Raw genomic sequence first — 19,860 nt, 5'->3', positions numbered from 1 at the left:
AGGACGGCGCTGCCCTCGCGGTGGGAAACGTATAACGCATGGCCATCGACCGATCCTCTTCGAACGATTTTGGGCGCCCGCTGCGCCGCTTGCTGCTGGCCGTCATCGTGCTGGTGCTGGCGGGCATCTTTCTGCTGTGGCGGATCGACAGCCCCCGTGTTGAACGGTTTCGCGCGCAGATCACCGACCGGATCGTCCCCAATCTGGATTGGGCGATGACCCCTGTTACCGGCACGGTGAACCTGTTCCGCGATTTCCAAAGCTATCAACGTCTGACCGTGCAGAACCAGGAACTGCGGTCCGAGCTGCGCAAGATGCAGACCTGGAAAGAGGCCGCGCTACAGCTTGAACAGGAAAACGCCCGTTTGCTGGACCTGAACAAGGTGCGGCTTGATCCGCGTTTGACCCATATTACCGGTGTGGTGCAGGCGGACTCCGGTTCGCCCTTCCGCCAATCTGTGCTGCTGAACGTCGGAGCCCGTGACGGCATTGTCGATGGCTGGGCCACGGTGGACGGCATCGGGCTGGTAGGGCGCATTTCCGGCGTGGGCGAAAACACCGCGCGCGTCATTCTGGTGACCGATACCTCTAGCCGCATACCTGCGGTGATCCAGCCGTCGGGACAGCGGGCGATTATTGCGGGCGACAACTCCGCCGCGCCACCGATTGATTTCCTCGAGAACCCCGACCTCGTGCGTCCCGGTGATCGGGTCAGCAGCTCTGGCGATGGCGGCGTGTTTCCTGCGGGTATCCTGATCGGTCAGGTCGCCGCCGACCCCGGCGGGCGGCTGCGCGTGCGTCTTGCGGCGGATTTCGAGCGGCTCGAATTCCTGCGCGTGCTGCGCCACCACGGCTCCGAAAAAGTGAACGAGGATGCGGCCGTGGTGCGGGATGACGCCACGGGCATGATCGCGCCCCTGCCCTTTGATCCTGCGACCGAATGATGGACGAACTGTCGCCCCTGCGATTGTGGCTGATGCGCGCGGCGTTTCTCGCGCTGACGGTGGTGCTGCTGTTCTTCCATCTGCTGCCGCTTGATACCCAGCCGATCGCGCTGTTCGCGCCCGAGCTGTCGCCCCCACTGGCCACCATCGACCCGGCAGAGGCGCGCCTGCGGGCCCTGCTGGACCAAGGCAGCGACCGCATCTGGATTGCCCCCGACCTGCTGATCGCCTTTGCGCTGGCGTGGTCTGTGCGGCGGCCCGACTATGTCCCCGCCCTACTGCTTGCCGTCGCCTTCCTGCTGACGGACCTGTTGCTGCAACGCCCGCCCGGCCTCTGGGCGCTGCTGGCGTTGCTGGCATGCGAGAATATGAAAACCCGTGGCCGCACCCTGCGCGACAGCACCTTTGGCGCGGAATGGCTGGCGGTCTCCGTATGGCTGATCGCTATTTTGATGCTGAACCGGATCGTGCTATCGTTGCTGCTGGTCCCACCGCCACAATGGTCGCTGAGCCTGTTTGAACTGGCCGTCACGATCCTGACCTATCCGGCTGTGGTGTTTGTGACCCATGCGCTGATGGGCGTGCGCAAATCCGCCCCCGGCGATCTGGACAGTATGGGCAACCGCTCATGAGGAGACCAAGATGAGACGCAGCAGGGCCGATAGCGAAGCCAGCCATTCCAAGCTCAGCCGCCGCGCTGTTTTGCTGGGCAGCGCGCAGCTGCTGTTCATGGGCGGTCTAGCCGCGCGGATGAATTACTTGCAGGTCGATCAGGCTGACCAGTTCCGCCTGCTGGCCGAAGAGAACCGGATCAACATCCGGTTGATCCCGCCTGCACGAGGCGAAATCTTTGACCGCAACGGCGTGCGGTTGGCGCAAAACGTGCCGTCGTACCGGATCGTGATCGTACGCGAGGATGCCGATGATGTGGATGCGGTGATGGACCGGCTGGGCAAGGTCATCGACCTTGATCCCGAAATGCGCGACCGCGCGATGGCCGAAATCAAACGCTCCGCCCCGTTCCTGCCGGTGACCGTCGCCGATGATGTCACATGGGACGAGGTAAGCCGCGTGTCGGTCAACGCCCCCGCCCTACCCGGTGTCAGCCCCGAGGTCGGCCTGACCCGTGTCTATCCCCGTGGGTCGGACTTTGCGCATATCGTCGGCCGTGTGGGCCGCGTGAGCCAAGCCGATCTGGATGCGCTGGAAAATCCCGATGCGGTGCTGCGCATCCCCCGATTCCAGATCGGCAAGATCAACGTAGAGGCCCGACAGGAATCCCTGTTGCGCGGCTCTGCCGGCACCAAACAGGTCGAGGTCAACGCCACCGGCCGTGTGATGCGCGAACTAGCCCGCCGCGAAGGGCAATCGGGGGCGGATCTACAGCTTACCATCGATTCCAAGCTGCAGAACTTTGTGCAGGCCCGTCTGGGAAGCGAAAGCGCCGCCGTCGTGATCATGGATTGCGAGAACGGCGATCTGGTCGCCAATGCGTCTTCGCCCAGCTACGACCCGAACCTGTTCATCGGGGGGATATCCTCGGCCGATTATAACCCGCTGCTGCAATCGGAATACCGCCCGCTGGTCAACAAGACCGTGCAGGGCACCTACCCGCCCGGATCGACCTACAAGATGGTCGTGGCCATGGCCGCCCTCGAAGAGGGCATCGTCGGTCCCGAAGAAACCGTCTATTGCCCCGGCCACCTAGAGGTCGGCGGTCGCCGTTTCCACTGCTGGAAGCGCGCAGGCCACGGCTGGATCGACCTTGAGAACTCGCTCAAGCAATCCTGCGACGTCTATTACTATGATCTGGCGATGAAAGTCGGGATCGAGAAAATCTCGGCCATGGCGAACCGCTTTGGACTGGGCTGGAAACACGACCTGCCGCTGTCCTCGGTCGCCGCCGGTCTGGCCCCCACGAAAGAGTGGAAGCAAGCGACCAAGGGCGATTCATGGGTGATCGGCGACACGGTTAATGCCTCTATCGGGCAAGGCTTCACCCTCAGTTCACCGCTGCAACTGGCGGTGATGACCGCGCGGATCGCCACCAACCGCGCCGTGGTCCCGCGTCTGATCAAATCGATTGACGGTGTCGAACAACCCAGCGGCGCGGGCGAGCCTTTGGGCATGAACGAGAACAACATGCGGCAGGTACGCAAGGGCATGTATTCGGTGGTAAACGACCGACGCGGCACCGGCTACCGGTCGCGCGTCATCGCCGAGGGTGTGCGCATGGCCGGCAAAAGCGGCACCAGTCAGGTGCGCAACATCACCGCAGCCGAACGCGCGCGCGGGGTCAGCCGCAACGAGGACCTGCCTTGGGAGCGCCGCGACCACGCGCTGTTTGTCGCCTTCGCCCCCTATGACAAGCCACGCTATGCGGTATCGGTGCTGGTGGAACACGGCGGCGGCGGATCGACCGCAGCGGCCCCCATCGCCCGCGATGTCATACTGCAAGCGATCTATGGCGGCGAACCACCGCTAGAGGCCTACCCCACCGCCGACCGCGGCCGCATCGCCGAGCAGCAAAAAGCCCTGCGCGCGATCCAGCCGCAAGCGGACTTCAGCGGGAAAGACCAAGCATGAGCTACCTTGAATATACGGTCAAACATGTCCCCACGGGCTTTGCCAAGATCCTGCACCTGAACTGGCCGCTGACCATCCTGCTGGCCGCTGTTTCGGGGGTGGGGTTCCTGATGCTCTACTCCGTGGCCGGTGGCAGCTTTACCCCCTGGGCCGAACCGCAGATGAAACGCTTTGCGCTTGGCATCGCGCTGATGATCGCCGCGGGGATGGTGCCGATCTGGCTTTGGCGAAACCTTGCAGGCGTGGCCTATTTCGGGACCGTAATCCTGCTGATCGGGGTAGAGCTTTTCGGCGCTGTCGGTATGGGCGCGCAGCGCTGGATCGAGCTCGGATCGTTCCGCCTGCAACCCTCCGAACTGATGAAGATCACGCTGGTGATGATGCTGGCCGCCTATTACGACTGGCTCCCACCCAAGAAAACCTCGCGCCCGCTTTGGGTGCTGCTGCCGGTCCTGCTGATCCTCATCCCCACGGCACTGGTGCTGAAACAGCCCGACCTGGGCACCGCGATCCTGCTGATGGCAGCGGGCGGCGGGCTGATGTTTCTGGCCGGTGTCCACTGGGGCTATTTCGCCGTGGTCATCACCGGAGCCGTCGGACTGGTGACGGCGGTGTTCCAGTCCCGCGGCACGCCGTGGCAGCTGATCAAGGATTACCAGTTCCGGCGCATCGACACGTTTATCGATCCCAGCACCGACCCGTTGGGCGCAGGGTATCACATCACGCAATCCAAGATCGCGCTCGGCTCCGGCGGCTGGACGGGGCGCGGGTTCATGCAAGGCACCCAGTCGCGCCTGAACTTCCTGCCCGAGAAACACACCGACTTCATCTTTACCACCCTGGCGGAAGAGTTCGGCTTTGTCGGCGGGTTCTCCCTGCTGGGTCTCTATGCGCTGATCATCGTCTTCTGCGTCGCGGCAGCGCTGATCAACAAGGACCGTTTCTCGTCGCTGCTGACCCTTGGCATCGCGCTGAACTTCTTTTTGTTCTTCGCGGTGAACATGTCGATGGTGATGGGGCTGGCGCCCGTTGTCGGTGTCCCCTTGCCGCTGGTCAGCTACGGCGGGTCGGCGATGCTGGTGTTGCTGCTGGCTTTTGGCCTTGTACAATCGGCCCATGTCCACCGCCCCAGATAGGAAGCCCATGCCTCTCAATATCCTTTTCGCCGCGCGCCCCGAACGCTGGGTGACGTATGAAACGCCGCTGCGCCAAGCGCTTGATGCCGCGGGGATCGCGGCTCACCTATCAACGGATATCGCCCCGCAAGACGTGGACTACATCGTCTATGCCCCCAACAGCCCCTTGCAGGATTTCACGCCCTACACGCGGGCCAAGGCGGTGCTGAACCTCTGGGCGGGGGTGGAAAACATCACCAATAACGAGACGCTGAAGATCCCTCTGGCGCGGATGGTGGACCCGGGGCTGACCAAGGGGATGGTGGAATGGGTCACGGGCCATGTGATGCGCTATCATCTGGGGCTGGACACAGACATTCGCAAAACGGACAGCGATTGGACCCCGCGCACCCCACCGCTGGCACAGGAACGACAGGTCACCATTCTGGGGCTGGGGGCCTTGGGCGCGGCGGTGGCGGAAACTCTGCTCTATCTGGGGTTCAACGTCACCGGTTGGTCGCGCAGCCCCAAGGACATCACGGGCGTCACCTGCCTGCATGGGGACGCCGGACGCGCAGATGCCCTGCGCCGTGCCGAGATCGCTGTGCTGCTGCTGCCCAACACGCCCGATACCGAAAACACGCTGAATGCCGAGTCGCTGGCGCAAATGCCCGCTGGTGCCTGTATCATCAACCCCGGCCGCGGCGCGCTGATCGATGACGACGCGCTGCTAGCGGCGCTCGACAGCGGCCGGATCGCCCATGCCACGCTGGATGTGTTCCGTGTCGAGCCCTTGCCCGCAGACCACCCCTATTGGGCGCATCCCAAGGTGACCGTCACACCCCACATCGCCGCCGAGACCCGCGCGACAACCGCTGCGCAGGCCATCGTCGAAAACATCCGCCGCGGCGAAGCAGGTGAGGATTTCCTGCATCTGGTGGATCGCGCCAAAGGCTACTGACCCGCCCCGTATCGAGGGCGGGATTTGAGTTTATTTGGCAAAATGAAGTTGCAGCCGCGCGCCCTTCATTTTGCCTCTTAAACTCTCGCCGAAGGCAGGCCGGCCGCGGGCGCTCAGCCTGCTGTCAGACCGCGACCCTTCAGCAAAGCCTCTACCCCCGGCAACCGGCCACGGAACGCCTTGTACAGTTCCGCCGCGTCCTGACTGCCGCCGGTGGACAGGATGTGCTGCTCTAGCGCGGCCGCGCGGTCGGGATCAAAGGCGCTACCGGCCTCTTCAAAGGCGGCGAAGGCGTCTGCGTCCATCACTTCGGACCACATGTAGCTATAGTAGCCACTGGAATAGCCGTCGCCCGAAAAGACATGGGCAAACTGCGGCGTGGCGTGGCGCATGGTGATTGCGGGTGGCATGCCCAGATCGGCCAGCACCTGCGCCTGTTTCTCCATCGGATCGGCAGGTGCCGCACCGTCGTGGAATTCGAGGTCTACCAGCGCAGAGGCGACATATTCGACCGTGGCGAACCCCATGTCGAAATTCGCGGCCCCCAGCACCTTTTCCAGCATCTCGGGCGGCATGGGGTCGCCTGTTCTGGCGTGGGTTGCAAATTGGCTGAGCACGTCGGGCACTTCGAGCCAATGTTCGAACAACTGGCTGGGCAGTTCGACAAAATCACGCGCGACCGATGTGCCGCTCACGGATTCGTAGGTCACATCCGACAGCATCTGGTGCAGCGCATGGCCAAATTCGTGAAACAGCGTGCGTGCATCGTCATAGGACAGCAGCGCGGGCGCGGCTTTGGCAAAGTTGCACACGTTGATCACGACGGGCGACTGCACGTCGGGGAATTTCGCCTGAGACCGCATGGCGCTGCACCACGCGCCCGATCGTTTCGATCCGCGGGCAAAGTAGTCACCGATGAACACGGCCACATGTTCGCCGTTGCGGGTCACTTCCCACGCGCGGCAATCGGGGTGATAGAGCGGCACGTCGAGGGGCTTGAATTCGAGAGCGAACAATCGCGTGGCGCAGTCAAAGGCCGCGTCGATCATCCGATCCAGCTGGAAATACGGTTTCAACGCGGCTTCATCCAGATCATGCTCTGCCACGCGCCGTTTCTGCGCATAGTAGCGCCAGTCCCACGGGGCCAGATCGGCGTTCACGCCATCGTCATGCATCATACGGGTCAGTACCTCGGCGTCCGCCTGCGCTTGGCGTTTTGCCGGGGTCCAGACATCCATCAGCAGCTGACGCACCGCTTTGGGTGTTTTCGCCATCTCTGTTTCCAGCTTGTAAGCCGCGAAATTGTCATAGCCCAGAAGCTTGGCCCGTTCCTCGCGCAGGGCGAGGATCTCGGCAGCGATGGCGCGGTTATCGGTCTCGCCGCCATTGGCCCCACGGGACTGCCAAGCGAGAAACGCCTTTTCGCGCAGATCGCGGCGCGGCGAGAATTGCAGGAACGGTGTGATCAAAGACCGCGAAAGGGTAATGACCGGCCCGCCTGCCTCTTTCTCCTCGCCCGCCGCACGGGCGGCATCGATGACAAAGTCGGGCAGCCCTTCCAGATCGGATTCCTCCAACGGCATGAACCAGCTGCGTTCATCCGCCAGCAGGTTCTGGGTGAACTGTGTCCCCAGCACCGCCAGCCGGTTCTTGATCTCTTTCATCCGCGCATCATCCGCTCCCTCCAGCGCCGCGCCTGCGCGCACAAAGCCACGGTGGGTCAGCATCAACACCCGTGCCTGTTCGGGCGTCAGATCGAAGCTGTCGCGATTTTCCCAGACGGAGGCCACGCGCGCAAACAGCGCCTTGTTGCTTGAGATGTCAGAGAAATGTGCCGACAGCAGCGGCGAGAATTTGCGCTGCAGGTCTTCGCGCGTGGGGTTGCTGTCGGCCCCTGCGACGGTGAAGAACACGCCCAACACGCGGTCCAGCTGGCTGCCTGCTTCCTCGAGCGCCTCGATCGTGTTGGAAAACGTCGGATCATATTCGCAGTCGGCGATGGCGTCGATCTCCATCCGGTGGGTCTGCAGGGCCTCGTCCAGCGCGGGGGCGAAATCATCGTCGGAAATCTTGTCGAAAGGGGCGATCTGAAACGGGGTGTCCCAATCCTGTAGCAAAGGGTTTGTCATGGCGGTCTCCTTTACGGATCAAGCTATGCACTGCGGCGGGGCAATACAATCGCAATACCCGCGCACCAAGCCGCCATGACGGGTCGTCTAGTCGCCCGCGTTTCCGCAGATCGGACAGTCGTCGCGTTTGGAGACGCCGATCACGCGGTTCTCGCCGTAGAGCGCATCATACATCAGCATTTGACCACGCAGCGGCGCACCGGCACCGGTGATCAGCTTGATCGCCTCGGATGCCATCATCGCGCCGATCACGCCGGGCAAGGGGCCGATCACCCCGGCCTGCGCACAGCTGGGGGCAAGATGGGCCGCCGGGGCCTGCGGGAAAATGCACTGGTAGCATGGCGCGCCCTTGGAGGGGTCAAAGATGCTTAGCTGTCCTTCCCATTGCGACAGCGCCCCCGAGATCAGCGGCAAACCGGCGGCGACACAGGTGCGGTTCACCAGATAGCGCGTGTCGAAATTATCCGTGCCGTCCAGCACCAGATCGTAGTCGGCGAAAAGCTCTGCCGCGATGTCTTCCGTAAGGCGGCGGTGATAGGGGCGCACGGTGACAAAAGGGTTCTGCGCCTCCATCTCGGCCTGCGCTGAAAAGACCTTGGGCGTGCCGATGGCGCTGTCCTTGTGGATCACTTGCCGTTGCAGATTGGCATTCTCGACCACGTCGTCGTCGATCACACCAATCGTGCCGACACCGGCCGCCGTCAGGTATTGCAGCACCGGCGCGCCAAGCCCACCCGCGCCAATGACCAGCACCCGCGCCTGCTTCAGCGCCTTCTGGCCCGGTCCGCCGACCTCGCGCAGCACGATGTGGCGGGCATAGCGGTTCAGCTCCGTTTCCGAGAATGTGCCAGTTTGCGCGGCGGGCGTCGGTGCGGCCACCGGTTCGGCGCGGGCGCGCAGGCGGTTCAACACCCAGCTATAGCCAAAGATCAGCAGCAGAAATCCCGTCAGCAGTAGCCACGGAGCTGCCGAGCCACCCGTCGCCATGCGCAAGGGGTGCGTTTCGGGCAGCAAGAGGTTCAACCCGATCACCAGACCAAACAGCATGCCCAACACCACGACGCGCCGTTCGCGCGGCTGGCCGAACCCAGCCCCCGCGCCCCAGATCAACGCGGCCAGTCCCAGCACCAACAGCATCAGACGCCTCCGCCGGTGGCATGGGGATGTGGTTGCATGAATGATTGGCGCATAAGGCCCCCGCTTTGTTTCCGGGTGTTCAGACCCTAAAGCGGCAACCTAAGCATTTTTCCGCCGACACCAACCCCAAAGCTACGCCCCGCCCGCCAGAGCGCCGCAAGCGTCGCGCCGCTGCATCAGGTCAAAAGACGCGCTGCCCTTCGACCCATGTCTCGCGCAGGATCGGCAAGCCGTCGAGCCGCGCAAACCGGATCACATCGCCGCGTGCGCCGACCTCTATCGTGCCGCGGTCCGTCAGCCCGACGCTTTGTGCAGGCGCGTGGGTGACCGTCGCCAGCCCGCGCGCCAGATCCCCCCACAGATCCCCCAGTTGCAATGCCGCGATCAACAGGCCCGCGGGCACGTAGTCGGACGACAGGATATCCAGCCGGTCCGCCTTCGCCAGATCAAGGGCGGCGACATTGCCCGAATGCGACCCGCCGCGAATGACGTTTGGCGCGCCCATGATGGTCGCGATCCCATTGGCATGACAGCTATGCGCCGCCTCGAGCGTGGTGGGAAACTCGGCAAGCCGGACGCCGTAGCGGTGGCTCGTCTCGACCTGCTCTGCGGTGGTGTCATCGTGGCTGGCAAGCGCTGCGCCATATCGGGCGGCTGCCGCAACGGTCGCGGCCTCGTGGGTTTTGCCATATTGCTTTTGCACATCGTACAGATTGTCCACATGACGCTGGAAGGCGGCGGCATCAAAGCTGTGTTTGCCGCGCACATAGGCCTCGAATTTCGACAGATCGCGGAACTGACGCTGACCCGGCGTGTGGTCCATCATCGAGACGATGCCAACGCGATCCTCTGGGCCGAATTCGGCCAGCTCTTCGGCCAGCGTTTCCGAACAGATCTCGGCCCGCAGGTGGATGTGGTGGCTGATCCGCAGGGCTCCGGCGGCGCGCATCGCCAGAATGGTATCGACCATGCCGCGCGCATATCTCTGGTACTGGTGCTCGGCCGAGATCATCGACCCGACGCGGATCGCATCGAACACGGTGGTGATGCCGGTGCCCGCCAGTTCACGGTCATGGGCGAGGATGGCCGCGCGGTGCGGCCAGTCGACCTTGGGACGCGGCGACATATGCCGTTCCAGATTATCGGTGTGCAGTTCGACCAGACCAGGCGCGATGTAGTCGCCCTGCATGTCCTGCGCGCCTTTGGGCACGGCGGTGCCGAAATCGATGTCGGAGATCACCCCGCCTGCGATGCGGAGCGTTCCGGTCTCGACGCGATCCCGCAGGATCAGGCGGGCGTTGGCGAAAATTGTCTCTTGGGTCATGGCATCATCTTCTGATTGGACTGGCCAGCGTCGCAGGCTGTCTGGGAAAGGTGCTGGCGTATCGTGGCAATGGTCTGCGCCAAGGGGCCGCTGTTGTCGATCACCTGATGGGGAATACCGAGGGGCATGGCGAAATCCGCACGGGCCAGGCGGCGCTCTATCTCGGCTGGGTCCTCGCGGTTGCGCGCCGTCAGACGGGCGGCAAGGATGTCATGATCCGCTCGCAGCAAAATCACGCAAAACCGCGCAAAGAGGGCCTGTGCCTGTGGCAGGACGGCCCGTGACAGGTTCACCAGCACATCACGCCCCTGCGCCACCTCCAGCGCGACGGACTGCGGGATGCCGTAGTGCCAACCATGCGCATGCCAGCTGAGGATAAACGCACCGTCATCCTCTGCCTTCCTAAAGGCACGCTCCGACACGCCGTCGAACGCTTCTCCGCCAAGGGTTGCGGGCCGCGAGATCACGCGCCGCGCAAGGCAAAGCGACGGGTCCGCCGCGGCCAGCCCCTCCATCACGCTGTCTTTCCCCACACCAGAAGGCCCGACGACTGCAATAAACCGCCCCATCATGCGGCCATCCCCGGGGTGAACCGGGTCACGTCAAACTGCCGGTCGCAGATTTCATCGCGCGCGGCGTGATCGTGAAAAATCCCGATGATGGCAGCGCCGCGCGCCTTCGCCTCGGCGATCATCTTTAGCACGGTGGCGCGGTTCACGGGATCAAGGCTGGCGGTCGGTTCATCCAGCAATAGCGCGGGATAGGGATAGGCAAAACCGCGTGCGATATTGACGCGCTGCTGCTCGCCGCCCGAGAAGGTCGTGGGGCTCAGCTGCCACAGACGTTCGGGTATATTCAGTCTCTGCAAAAGGGTTTTCGCCTGCGCTTCGGCACTGGCGCGGTCCGATCCGGTGGCCATCAGCGGCTCTGCCACCACGTCCAGCGTCGATACCCGTGGCACAACCCGCAGGAACTGGCTGACATAGCCCAATGTGGTGCGGCGCAGCTGGATCACCTGCCTTGGAGCAGCGGTCACGACATCCAGATCGCCCACCATAATGCGCCCCGACTGGGTCAGGTAATTGCCGTAAATCATCCGCATCAGGGTCGATTTACCTGCGCCTGACGCCCCGACTAAAGCGATACACTCCCCCTGTGCCACCGACAGCGACGCCCCCGCCATAACAGAGATTTCGGCAGCCCCCTGATTGTGCAACACAAAAGATTTCGACACGTTTTCAACAGTAATCATCGGGTTCATACCTGTAGGACAGAGGAAACAAGAAGCTGCGTATAGGCATGCTGCGGATCGTCGAGCACCTGATCGGTCAGCCCGCTTTCGATCACATGGCCGTCTTTCATGACCATCAGCCGGTCGGCCAGCAAACGCACCACAGCCAGATCATGGGTGACGATGATGGCGCTCAGCCCCATCTCGCGCACGAGCCCCCTCAGCAGGTCCAGCAACCGCGCCTGCACGCTGACATCCAGACCCCCCGTGGGTTCATCCATGAACACCAACCGCGGGCCTGTCACCAGATTGCGCGCGATCTGCAAGCGCTGCTGCATACCGCCAGAGAACGCCGTGGGCCGGTCATCAATCCGGTCGGCGCTGATCTCGACGCGGCCCAGCCAGTCGATCGCCTTGTCGCGGATGTCGCCATAGTGGCGGGCGTTCACGGCCATCAGCCGCTCGCCCACATTGCCGCCTGCGCTGACATTCATGCGCAACCCGTCGCGGGCGTGCTGGTGCACAAAGGCCCAGTCGGTGCGCGATAACATGCGGCGTTCAGGCTCGCTCATCATGACCGTATCGCGCAGGCCCTCGGCGCGGGTGTCGAAACGGACGGCCCCGGCGTCGGGCTGCAAATGCCCTGCCAAACAGTTCAGAAGCGTCGACTTGCCCGACCCGCTTTCCCCGACGATGCCCATCACCTCGCCCGGATAAAGATCAAACGACACGTCGGTGCAGCCGATCCGTGCGCCGTACATCTTGGCGATGCCTTCCACTTGCAACAAAGGGGTCATGCCGCGTCCTCCGCCAAGGCGGCACCCTGCGCACCCAGATGCCCCGCCGCACGCCGCGCGCCGCAGTAATCCGTATCCGAACACATGAACATCCGCCCGCCGGCGTCATCCATGATCAGCTCGTCCAGATAGCTGTCCGTCGCGCCGCATAGGTCACAGGCATGATCCGCCTTGCTCGGCTCGAACGGATAATCGTCAAAGTCCAGACTGACCACCTGCGTATAGGGCGGCACCGCATAGATGCGCTGTTCACGGCCTGCGCCGAACAGTTGGATACCGGCCATCTCGAGCTTGGGGTTATCGAACTTGGGGATCGGGGACGGGTCCATGACATAGCGCCCCTCGACCTTCACCGGATAGGCATAGGCCGTGGCAATCGCGCCGTGCTGGCTGATGTCTTCGTAAAGTTTCACGTGCATCAATCCGTATTCCTCAAGGCTGTGCATCTTGCGTGTCTCGACCTCTGACGGTTCAAGAAACCGCAGGGGTTCGGGGATCGGCACCTGATAGACAAGGATCTGGTCTTCGCGCAGGGGTGTTTCGGGGATGCGGTGACGGGTCTGTATGACGCTGGCCTCTGTGGTGGCCTCGGTCACGGCGACACCCGCCGTTTTCTCGAAAAACCGCCTGATAGAGACTGCATTGGTCGTATCATCGGCGCCCTGATCGATCACCTTGAACCGGTCCTCGGGCGTCAGTACCGCTGCCGAAACCTGCACACCGCCCGTGCCCCAGCCGTAGGGCATCGGCATCTCGCGGCTGGCAAAAGGCACCTGATACCCCGGTATCGCCAATCCTTTCAGTATAGCGCGGCGGATCATGCGTTTGGTCTGCTCGTCCAGATAGGCGAAGTTATAGTCGCTCATGACGCCACCCCTTCCTTCATTTTGCCCTTTAAACTCCCCCCGGAGGGGCCCTCCCCCTCGGCCTGTCCCGCCGCTTGCTCTGATGCCTGTGCCTCGCGGCGCAGTTTGCGGATCAGCTCCAGTTCGGATTGGAAGTCGACGTAGTGAGGCAGTTTGATATGCTCCAGAAACCCCGTCGCCTGGATGTTGTCGGCGTGATACAGCACGAATTCCTCGTCCTGCGCGGGGGCACCTAGGTTATCCTCGCCCAATTCTTTCCAGCGCAACGCGCGGTCGACCAGCGCCATAGAGATCGCCTTGCGCTCCGTCATCCCGAAGACCAGCCCGTAGCCGCGCGTGAATTGCGGCGGTTCGGTTTTCGAGCCTTTGAACTGGTTGACGGTTTCGCATTCGGTCAGGGTGATCTCGCCGACGTCGATGGCAAAGCCGAGCTCGGGGATCTCCATCTCGACCGCGACCGCACCGATGCGCAGCTCTGCCACAAAGGCGTGGTTGCGCGCATAGCCCCGTTGGGTGGAATACGCCATGCCAAGGATAAACCCCTCATCCCCCCGTGTTAGAGCCTGCAAACGCAAGGCACGGCTCGCCGGAAGCTCCAGCGGGCTGCGGGTCAGATCGTCCGGTGTGCCCGCCCCTGCGGGTTCCGACTGGATCAGATCCTCACGGTCAAGGAACCCCATGATATGCGGCGTTTCGCCTGCATTAGGCTCTGTTTGCGGCATCTCGCCAAACTCGCCATCGGCGGCGAGTTTAAAGTCCAGCAGACGGTGGGTGTAGTCAAATGTTGGCCCCAGCACTTGCCCACCGGGTGCATCCTTGAACGTGGCAGACACGCGGCGGTCGCAGGCCATGGTGGCCGTATCCACCGGGTTAGAACCACCAAAACGCGGCAGCGTGGTACGGTAGGCGCGGATCAGAAAGATCGCTTCTATCAGATCACCACGCGATTGTTTGATCGCCAGCGCGGCGAGGTCGGGATCATACAGCGACCCTTCCGCCATCACCCGATTAACGGCGAGCGTCATCTGCTCGCGGATCTGGTCTACCCCCAGTTCCGCCACATCACGGTCCCCGCGCCGTTCCTCAGCCAGCCAGGCATGGGCGTTGTCGATGGCGCGTTCGCCCCCTTTGACAGCAACATACATCAGCGGACCCTCGTCGTGCGCGGCAGCGCGGCAAGCCGGTTTGCGCAGGTGAAAATGAAATCCAGCCCCAGCGGGAACAGCGCGGCGTTGCGTTGGAACGCGGCAGTATCCGGCAGCGACAGGCTGGCGGTATCCTTGATGCCCGGCCCGCTTAGGGTCGCACCCAGAGACGTAAGGTCAGGCATCTCGACAACCACCGTCGCCGAGCGGTCGGGATATTCAGCAGTGCCGATGGCAAATTCGCAAAGCGGGAGATCATCCCAAGCCCCGACGGCAAACATCGCCTGTGCGGGTGGCACAAAGGGCGCGCCGGTCTGAAAGGTGATCCAATCGCGCACGTCTTGGGTGTCACAAGCGCTGCCGAGATAGATTGGCGTATCGGGATCACACAGCGTCAGGATCGCGGTGCCCGCCGCCGCGCCAAGCGGGGCGGGCGGTGTGGCCCCTGAGACGTCACAGATCGTCCCCGGGCGTGCCATCGCGGTCATCAGCCCGCGAAAGGCGCGGGCGGCGTCGATCGGGGTGTCGGTAAAGCCGCCCTCCAAAGCATGGGTCTGCATCAGTCTTCCCCTCGTACCATTGTAAAGAAATCCACCTTGGTCGCCGCCGCCGTGGCCGCGCGGGTGGCCTTGGCCGTGTCACGCCCCTTGCGCAGGGGCGCGAGGATCGCGGCCTCTACCTGCGTCGCCGCATCGGTTTGCATCAGCGCGTCAATCAGCGCCGTCTGCAGCGCGTGATCCTTGCTGCGGCCCTGCACATAGCCGTGACCCACCGTACCGCAGCCCAGTTTGACTGACGCACGGGTGACGGACATCTCGCCAAGGTTGAACGCGGCACCGACGGCCCCTGCCCGACCGCGCACCATTACGCCGCCGATTTCCGGCGCGCGCAGAATGCTGTGATCAGGGTGGGTGCCATAGGCGGCCCAAAGGCGCGCGACCTCGGCGGCGGGGGATTTGGCAAGCAGACCCAACCATGCCTTACGCCGCGCATGAGGGTCGATTTCTGAGTTCATCATATTCATCTAGACACCTTTTCGAGTTGTCTATACAACTAGACAAATACTACCTGTGACGCCGATCAGCGCCAAGCCCTCCTTTTGCGAAATATTTGTGACATGCCCCAACGCACCCCGATCTGGACCGCCATCGCCCATAGCCTGCGCAGCGACATCGCAGCGGGTGTCTATGGCCCCGACGACAAGCTGCCGACCGAAAGCGCGCTGGCCGCGCGGTTCGGGGTGAACCGGCATACGGTGCGGCACGCGATCAAGGCGCTGGCGGGCGAAGGGCTGGTGTTGCCGCGGCGCGGTGCGGGGGTGTTCGTGACCTCGACGCCCACCGATTACCCCATCGGCCGCCGCGTGCGGTTTCACCAGAACCTGTCGGCGCAGGGGCGGATGCCAAGCAAGGAGTTCCTGACGTTGGAAACCCGCACCGCGCGCTCCGAAGAAAGCGACGCACTTGCGCTGGCGCAGAACGCACAGGTGCAGGTCTGCGAGGGGCTGTCCTTTGCCGACGGTCAGGTGATCGCGCTGTTTCGCAGCGTCTTCTCTGCCGCGCGCTTCCCCGACATGCTGGCCCATCTTGAACAGGCGCAATCGGTGACGGCGGCGCTGCGGCTCGGGGGCGTGACGGATTATACCCGCGCATCAACCCGCATCAACGCCAAGCTCGCCAGCGCAACCCAGGCGCTGCATCTGCGCGTGGTCGAGGGCGCGCCGATCTTGCGCACGATCAACCTGAATGTGGATGATCAGGGGCAACCGCTGGAATACGGGCGCACGTGGTTTGCGGGGGACAAGGTGACCCTGACACTGGCAGATACCTGAAATCCCGTGGCGTTATTCGTAGCGCTCCAGAAATGCCTCGGCTGACAGTGTGCGGAAATCATCCAGCGCGCGGTGCAAGGCGTCATGGGGCCAGTCCCACCATGCCAGTGCCATCATCCGGTCAGCGATGCCCACGCTGAACCGCGCCCGCAGCGGCACCGCGGGAATGCCCGCGACGATCATATAGGGGGCGACATCCTTGGTCACGATGGCCCCACCCGCGACAACCGCGCCATGGCCGATCGTTACCTCTGGCCGCACCTGTGCGCCATTGCCAAGCCATGTGTCATGGCCAAGGGTAACGCGCCGGCTGCGACGGTGTGCGAACCAAGCGTCATCGTCAGCCGCGCCGTCAAAGTAGTCGCCCGCGCGGTAGTGAAAGTGATGCAGGCTGGCTTTTTCCATCGGGTGGTCTGTGGCCCCGATCCGCACATAGGCCGCGATGTTCGAGAATTTACCCACGGTGGTGTTGGCAATGTCGGCGTAGCGGTCGCAATAGCTGTAATCGCCAAGCTGGCTGTGGGCGATCCGCGACCCGCGCCCGACCTCTGTATAGGCTCCGAATGTGGCATCTTTGATCTCGCAGTCGGGGTGGATGAAGGGGCTGTCGGCAGTCAGGCGCGGCATCAGTGACCGCCCTCGTCACCGTTGATCAGCTTGCGGCGCAGCCAGCCCGAGAAACTGTCCATCGCCATGACCATGAGCACGATCAGCACGATATAATAGGTCACCTCTTCCCAGTCCTTCTGGGTGGCAATCGCCTGCGTCAGCAGCAGACCGATGCCGCCGCCGGTGATCGCCCCGATGATCGTCGCAGAGCGGGTGTTGGATTCAAGGAAATAGAGGACCTGGCTGAGCAGCACGGGCACGATCTGCGGCAGCACCCCAAAGCGGTAGCGTTGCAGCGGCTTGGCCCCGGTAGAGGCGATACCTTCGATCTGTTTGCCGTCCACATTCTCCAGCGCTTCCGAGAACATCTTGCCGAAAGACCCTGTGTCGGTCAGCAGGATCGCCAAGGCTCCGGTCAGCGGCCCCGGCCCGAAGGCGCGCGACAGGACGATGGTCCAGATCAGCCCGTCGACACCGCGCAGGAAATCGAACATCCGCCGTGCGGCAAAGCGCAAGGATCGCAGCGGGGTAAAGTTCTTGGCCGCAAGGAACCCCAGCGGGAGGGCGATGATCGCTGCGCCGAATGTGCCCAGAAAGGCCATCAGCAAAGTCTCGTAGAGCGCCCAGGCCACATCACTGTGCCGCCACATGCGGTTGGTCCAGAAGTCATGGAAGATCGCGCCCGCTTCACCGCTGAACGCGCGGCTCATCAGCGCGACCGGGCCCAGCCCGTGATAGGGGCTGTCGAGCGTGAAGAAGAACAGCTCCCACCCGTAGTCGTATTTGAACACCTCGGTCCGGTTGCGGGTGATCGTCAGCCGCCCTGCCTCGGTGTTGATCATCACGCGGTTCTTGGACGCGCTGATATAGTCGGGAATGTCGCCGGGCGGGAATGTCGCCTGAACGCCGCGCTGCCCCGGCTCGGCCACGACCGTGCCATAGCCCGGGATGTCATAGCTGACCTGCGGGCCAAAGGTCACGATATGCCCGCCCCCCAGATCCGCGACAGGGCGATCCCCCAACGTGACCCAATCGGGGGCCGTGCCGGCTTCATATGCGCCCTTACGCTCGCCTTCGATCGCGACGGAAAACGCGCCGTCGCGGTTGTCCTGCGTGACATGGGTCTTGTAGCTATAGGCATCGGCCACCAGCGTGCGGGCATTGCCCACGTTGATCCGATCCCCCAGCCCCGGAATATCGAAGGCAAAGAAGATATAGACGAAATAGGCCAGAACGATCACGGGCAGCGCCAGCGCAGCCATCCGCTTGCGCGAGAAATGGACCATCGTCTGGGTGTGAAGGGCGGTCGCGGTCATAGGGTCACCTTTGCGCTCGGCAGGCCGTGGGTCAGACGGTTACGGAAAACAGAAGAAAGCTGGTCGACGATCACAATCGTCAGGAACAGCAGCAGGAAGATGGCAGCGGCTTCGTCGAATTTGCCCTGCCCCCAGCTCATGGTATTGCGCAGGTCATAGCCGATGCCCCCTGCCCCGACGAAGCCAAGGATCGCAGAGGCGCGGATATTGATCTCGAACCGCAGGAGCGCATAGCTGATGTAGTTCGGGGCCACCTGCGGGATCACGCCAAGCCACATGCGCTGGCTCCACCCCGCCCCGACAGAGGCAAGCCCCTCTACCGGTTTGAGCGATGCGTTTTCATTCACCTCCGAGAACAATTTGCCCAAGGCACCGATGGTATGCAGCGCGATGGCGATCATCGCAGGCACTGGCCCGCCCCCCAGCAGAAAGATCAGCACCAGCGCGATGACAATCTCGGGTATGGCACGCAGCAGATCCAATACGCGGCGCAAAGGGCCCACGAGCCACGGCACCGGGGCCAACCCGCGCGTGACCATCAGCGACAAGAACAGCCCGACCATCGCCCCCAGCAGGGTCGAGGCAGCGGCGATGTTCACCGTCTCGATCAGCGACGGCAGGTACTTCGCCATATAGCCGGGCAGCAGGTGCCCGCGTTCAATCGCTTCGCCGATCACATCGGCGGGGAAATCCAGAATATTCGGCAAGCCGTCCCAGAACCCGCCCGCATTGCGGTTGCCTGCGGTGTTAAATCCACCCACCAGCAGCGCTACGAAAAGGATCAGCAGCACCAGATTCATCCAGCGCTTTGATCGGGCCAGTGCCAGATAGTTTTCCTGGATCCCTGCCAGGTCGGGGTCGGTTTGCGATGTCGCGGTCATGGGAAGCCCTTACGTAAAAATGCTGGCCCCGATGCGGATCGGAGCCAGCGACAGTGCTTAAATCACTTGGATCAATTCGATTTTGCCTTGCGGGCTTCGATGATCGACACATAGGCGTCATGGGTGATCGGATCGAACCCAAGGCTGTCGCCCGCCGCCACGCCATAGGCGCAGTCGGGGTCGTTCTCGTACAGGTTGTCGACCAGCGCGGTCATCTTGTCTTTGACGTCCTGAGGCAGGCTGGTGCGCAGCACGACGGGGCCTTCAGGGATCGGCTTGGAACGCCAGATTTCCACCAGATCGTTCATATCGACCAGGCCTGCGTCCACGGCCTTGCGCAGCGCGCCGGAGTTGTAGCCGTCTTCCCAGTTGCCCTGACCATCAGCCCAGGTCACGCCTGCGTCGATGTCGCCATTGTTGACCGCAACGATGGTCTGCTCGTGACCGCCAGTGAACTTGACCTCGCCAAAATACGCGCCGGAGTCCATGGTGATCTCTTCGCCCATCTGGGGGATCTCGATCGACGGGATCAGGTAGCCGGAGGTGGAGTTCGGGTCACCGAAACCAAAGACCTTGCCCTTGACGTCTTCAAGCTTGGTGATGCCGCTGTCGGCGCGGGCAAACCCGATGGAGTGGTAGCCATAGGACCCGTCCACGTTGATTTTCACCAGCACAGGCTCGACCGCTTCAGCGTCTTGCAGATATACCGCGGCATAGGCCGAAGCACCCAACCATGCCATATCCAGCGTGCCGCCCAGCAGACCCTGGATAACGCCGTTATAATCGGCAGGCGCGAACAGCTTGGTCGGGACGCCCAAGGCATCCTCGGTCATGGCGCGCATACATTCGTTCGAATTCATCCGGTCCTGTGCGTTCTCGCCGCCCAGAATACCGATGCGGAATTCGGAAATGGCTTCGGTTTGGGCCACAGCACCCGTCGCAAGGGCGGTCGTCGCGAAAGCAGCAGCAAGTAGTTTGTTCATCGGTC

Annotated in this window: 20 protein-coding genes; 6 read left to right on the top strand and 14 right to left on the bottom strand. The window is 63.0% G+C overall.

Annotated elements, in window-relative coordinates; genetic code table 11:
* Window positions 1-38: 38 nt before the first annotated feature.
* The 5 genes from mreC to AADW22_RS03820 are packed head-to-tail and all read left to right on the top strand — an operon-like array spanning window position 39 to window position 5,606.
* On the top strand, window positions 39-944 hold the full coding sequence (gene mreC, locus AADW22_RS03840) for a rod shape-determining protein MreC (protein ID WP_009825979.1): 906 nt from the start codon (window positions 39-41) through the stop codon (window positions 942-944).
* Entirely contained in the window at window positions 941-1,576 is a 636-nt protein-coding gene (locus tag AADW22_RS03835; RefSeq protein WP_005851327.1) for a hypothetical protein, read from the top strand. The genes mreC and AADW22_RS03835 overlap by 4 nt, the downstream gene beginning before the upstream one ends.
* Before the next feature lie 10 nt (window positions 1,577-1,586).
* The gene (gene mrdA / locus AADW22_RS03830; RefSeq protein ID WP_005851326.1) at window positions 1,587-3,530 is read left to right on the top strand and encodes a penicillin-binding protein 2; all 1,944 of its coding nucleotides are present in this window, start codon (window positions 1,587-1,589) and stop codon (window positions 3,528-3,530) included.
* Window positions 3,527-4,666, top strand: coding sequence for a rod shape-determining protein RodA (gene rodA / locus AADW22_RS03825; protein ID WP_037943167.1), 1,140 nt, complete (start codon window positions 3,527-3,529; stop codon window positions 4,664-4,666). Before mrdA ends, rodA begins: the two co-directional genes overlap by 4 nt.
* A gap of 7 nt (window positions 4,667-4,673) precedes the next feature.
* Window positions 4,674-5,606, top strand: coding sequence for a 2-hydroxyacid dehydrogenase (locus AADW22_RS03820; RefSeq protein WP_407474292.1), 933 nt, complete (start codon window positions 4,674-4,676; stop codon window positions 5,604-5,606).
* Window positions 5,607-5,719: 113 nt separating this feature from the next.
* On the opposite strand, the gene AADW22_RS03815 is transcribed toward AADW22_RS03820, so the two are convergent.
* From AADW22_RS03815 to phnG, 10 genes are all read right to left on the bottom strand, one after another.
* The gene (locus AADW22_RS03815) at window positions 5,720-7,735 is read right to left on the bottom strand and encodes a M3 family metallopeptidase (protein ID WP_407474291.1); all 2,016 of its coding nucleotides are present in this window, start codon (window positions 7,733-7,735) and stop codon (window positions 5,720-5,722) included.
* Between the two features lie 87 nt (window positions 7,736-7,822).
* The gene (locus tag AADW22_RS03810; protein WP_407474290.1) at window positions 7,823-8,872 is read right to left on the bottom strand and encodes a HesA/MoeB/ThiF family protein; all 1,050 of its coding nucleotides are present in this window, start codon (window positions 8,870-8,872) and stop codon (window positions 7,823-7,825) included.
* 181 nt (window positions 8,873-9,053) lie between these two features.
* Window positions 9,054-10,196: an alpha-D-ribose 1-methylphosphonate 5-triphosphate diphosphatase gene (locus AADW22_RS03805; RefSeq protein WP_407474289.1), complete on the bottom strand. Its 1,143-nt coding sequence runs from the start codon at window positions 10,194-10,196 to the stop codon at window positions 9,054-9,056.
* A complete protein-coding gene (phnN, locus tag AADW22_RS03800; protein WP_306285435.1) occupies window positions 10,193-10,768 on the bottom strand; it encodes a phosphonate metabolism protein/1,5-bisphosphokinase (PRPP-forming) PhnN in 576 nt (191 codons plus the stop codon). The genes AADW22_RS03805 and phnN overlap by 4 nt, the downstream gene beginning before the upstream one ends.
* A complete protein-coding gene (gene phnL / locus AADW22_RS03795; RefSeq protein WP_037944895.1) occupies window positions 10,765-11,448 on the bottom strand; it encodes a phosphonate C-P lyase system protein PhnL in 684 nt (227 codons plus the stop codon). The genes phnN and phnL overlap by 4 nt, the downstream gene beginning before the upstream one ends.
* Window positions 11,449-11,453: 5 nt before the next feature.
* Window positions 11,454-12,224 carry a phosphonate C-P lyase system protein PhnK gene (gene phnK / locus AADW22_RS03790; RefSeq protein ID WP_278376351.1) on the bottom strand — a complete coding sequence of 257 codons (771 nt, stop codon included), beginning with the start codon at window positions 12,222-12,224 and terminating at the stop codon, window positions 11,454-11,456.
* Window positions 12,221-13,090, bottom strand: a complete 870-nt coding sequence (locus tag AADW22_RS03785; RefSeq protein WP_407474288.1) for an alpha-D-ribose 1-methylphosphonate 5-phosphate C-P-lyase PhnJ — start codon at window positions 13,088-13,090, stop codon at window positions 12,221-12,223. The genes phnK and AADW22_RS03785 overlap by 4 nt, the downstream gene beginning before the upstream one ends.
* A complete protein-coding gene (locus AADW22_RS03780; RefSeq protein WP_407474287.1) occupies window positions 13,087-14,235 on the bottom strand; it encodes a carbon-phosphorus lyase complex subunit PhnI in 1,149 nt (382 codons plus the stop codon). Before AADW22_RS03780 ends, AADW22_RS03785 begins: the two co-directional genes overlap by 4 nt.
* Window positions 14,235-14,795 carry a phosphonate C-P lyase system protein PhnH gene (gene phnH / locus AADW22_RS03775; protein WP_407474286.1) on the bottom strand — a complete coding sequence of 187 codons (561 nt, stop codon included), beginning with the start codon at window positions 14,793-14,795 and terminating at the stop codon, window positions 14,235-14,237. Before phnH ends, AADW22_RS03780 begins: the two co-directional genes overlap by 1 nt.
* Window positions 14,795-15,250 (bottom strand): phosphonate C-P lyase system protein PhnG, encoded by a 456-nt coding sequence (gene phnG, locus AADW22_RS03770; protein ID WP_407474575.1) that lies wholly within the window; start codon window positions 15,248-15,250, stop codon window positions 14,795-14,797. Before phnG ends, phnH begins: the two co-directional genes overlap by 1 nt.
* Before the next feature lie 102 nt (window positions 15,251-15,352).
* Here phnG and phnF point away from each other — a divergent pair, with 102 nt between their 5' ends.
* The gene (phnF, locus tag AADW22_RS03765) at window positions 15,353-16,066 is read left to right on the top strand and encodes a phosphonate metabolism transcriptional regulator PhnF (RefSeq protein ID WP_243251142.1); all 714 of its coding nucleotides are present in this window, start codon (window positions 15,353-15,355) and stop codon (window positions 16,064-16,066) included.
* Window positions 16,067-16,078: 12 nt separating this feature from the next.
* Here the strand turns inward: phnF and AADW22_RS03760 are convergent, their stop codons facing one another.
* The 4 genes from AADW22_RS03760 to phnD all read right to left on the bottom strand — a co-directional run bounded on the left by AADW22_RS03760 (window position 16,079) and on the right by phnD (window position 19,855).
* Window positions 16,079-16,693 carry a chloramphenicol acetyltransferase gene (locus AADW22_RS03760; protein ID WP_407474285.1) on the bottom strand — a complete coding sequence of 205 codons (615 nt, stop codon included), beginning with the start codon at window positions 16,691-16,693 and terminating at the stop codon, window positions 16,079-16,081.
* A complete protein-coding gene (gene phnE, locus AADW22_RS03755) occupies window positions 16,693-17,991 on the bottom strand; it encodes a phosphonate ABC transporter, permease protein PhnE (RefSeq protein WP_407474284.1) in 1,299 nt (432 codons plus the stop codon). The genes AADW22_RS03760 and phnE (AADW22_RS03755) overlap by 1 nt, the downstream gene beginning before the upstream one ends.
* Window positions 17,988-18,872: a phosphonate ABC transporter, permease protein PhnE gene (phnE, locus tag AADW22_RS03750; protein WP_005851294.1), complete on the bottom strand. Its 885-nt coding sequence runs from the start codon at window positions 18,870-18,872 to the stop codon at window positions 17,988-17,990. The genes phnE (AADW22_RS03755) and phnE (AADW22_RS03750) overlap by 4 nt, the downstream gene beginning before the upstream one ends.
* A 71-nt stretch (window positions 18,873-18,943) precedes the next feature.
* Window positions 18,944-19,855: a phosphonate ABC transporter substrate-binding protein gene (gene phnD, locus AADW22_RS03745; protein ID WP_005851293.1), complete on the bottom strand. Its 912-nt coding sequence runs from the start codon at window positions 19,853-19,855 to the stop codon at window positions 18,944-18,946.
* Window positions 19,856-19,860 lie beyond the last annotated feature (5 nt).

Origin of the sequence: Sulfitobacter sp. PM12 (assembly GCF_045586035.1) — a bacterium.
In the GTDB taxonomy this organism is placed as follows: domain Bacteria; phylum Pseudomonadota; class Alphaproteobacteria; order Rhodobacterales; family Rhodobacteraceae; genus Sulfitobacter; species Sulfitobacter pontiacus.
This window is presented reverse-complemented; position numbering and strand designations above follow the sequence as displayed.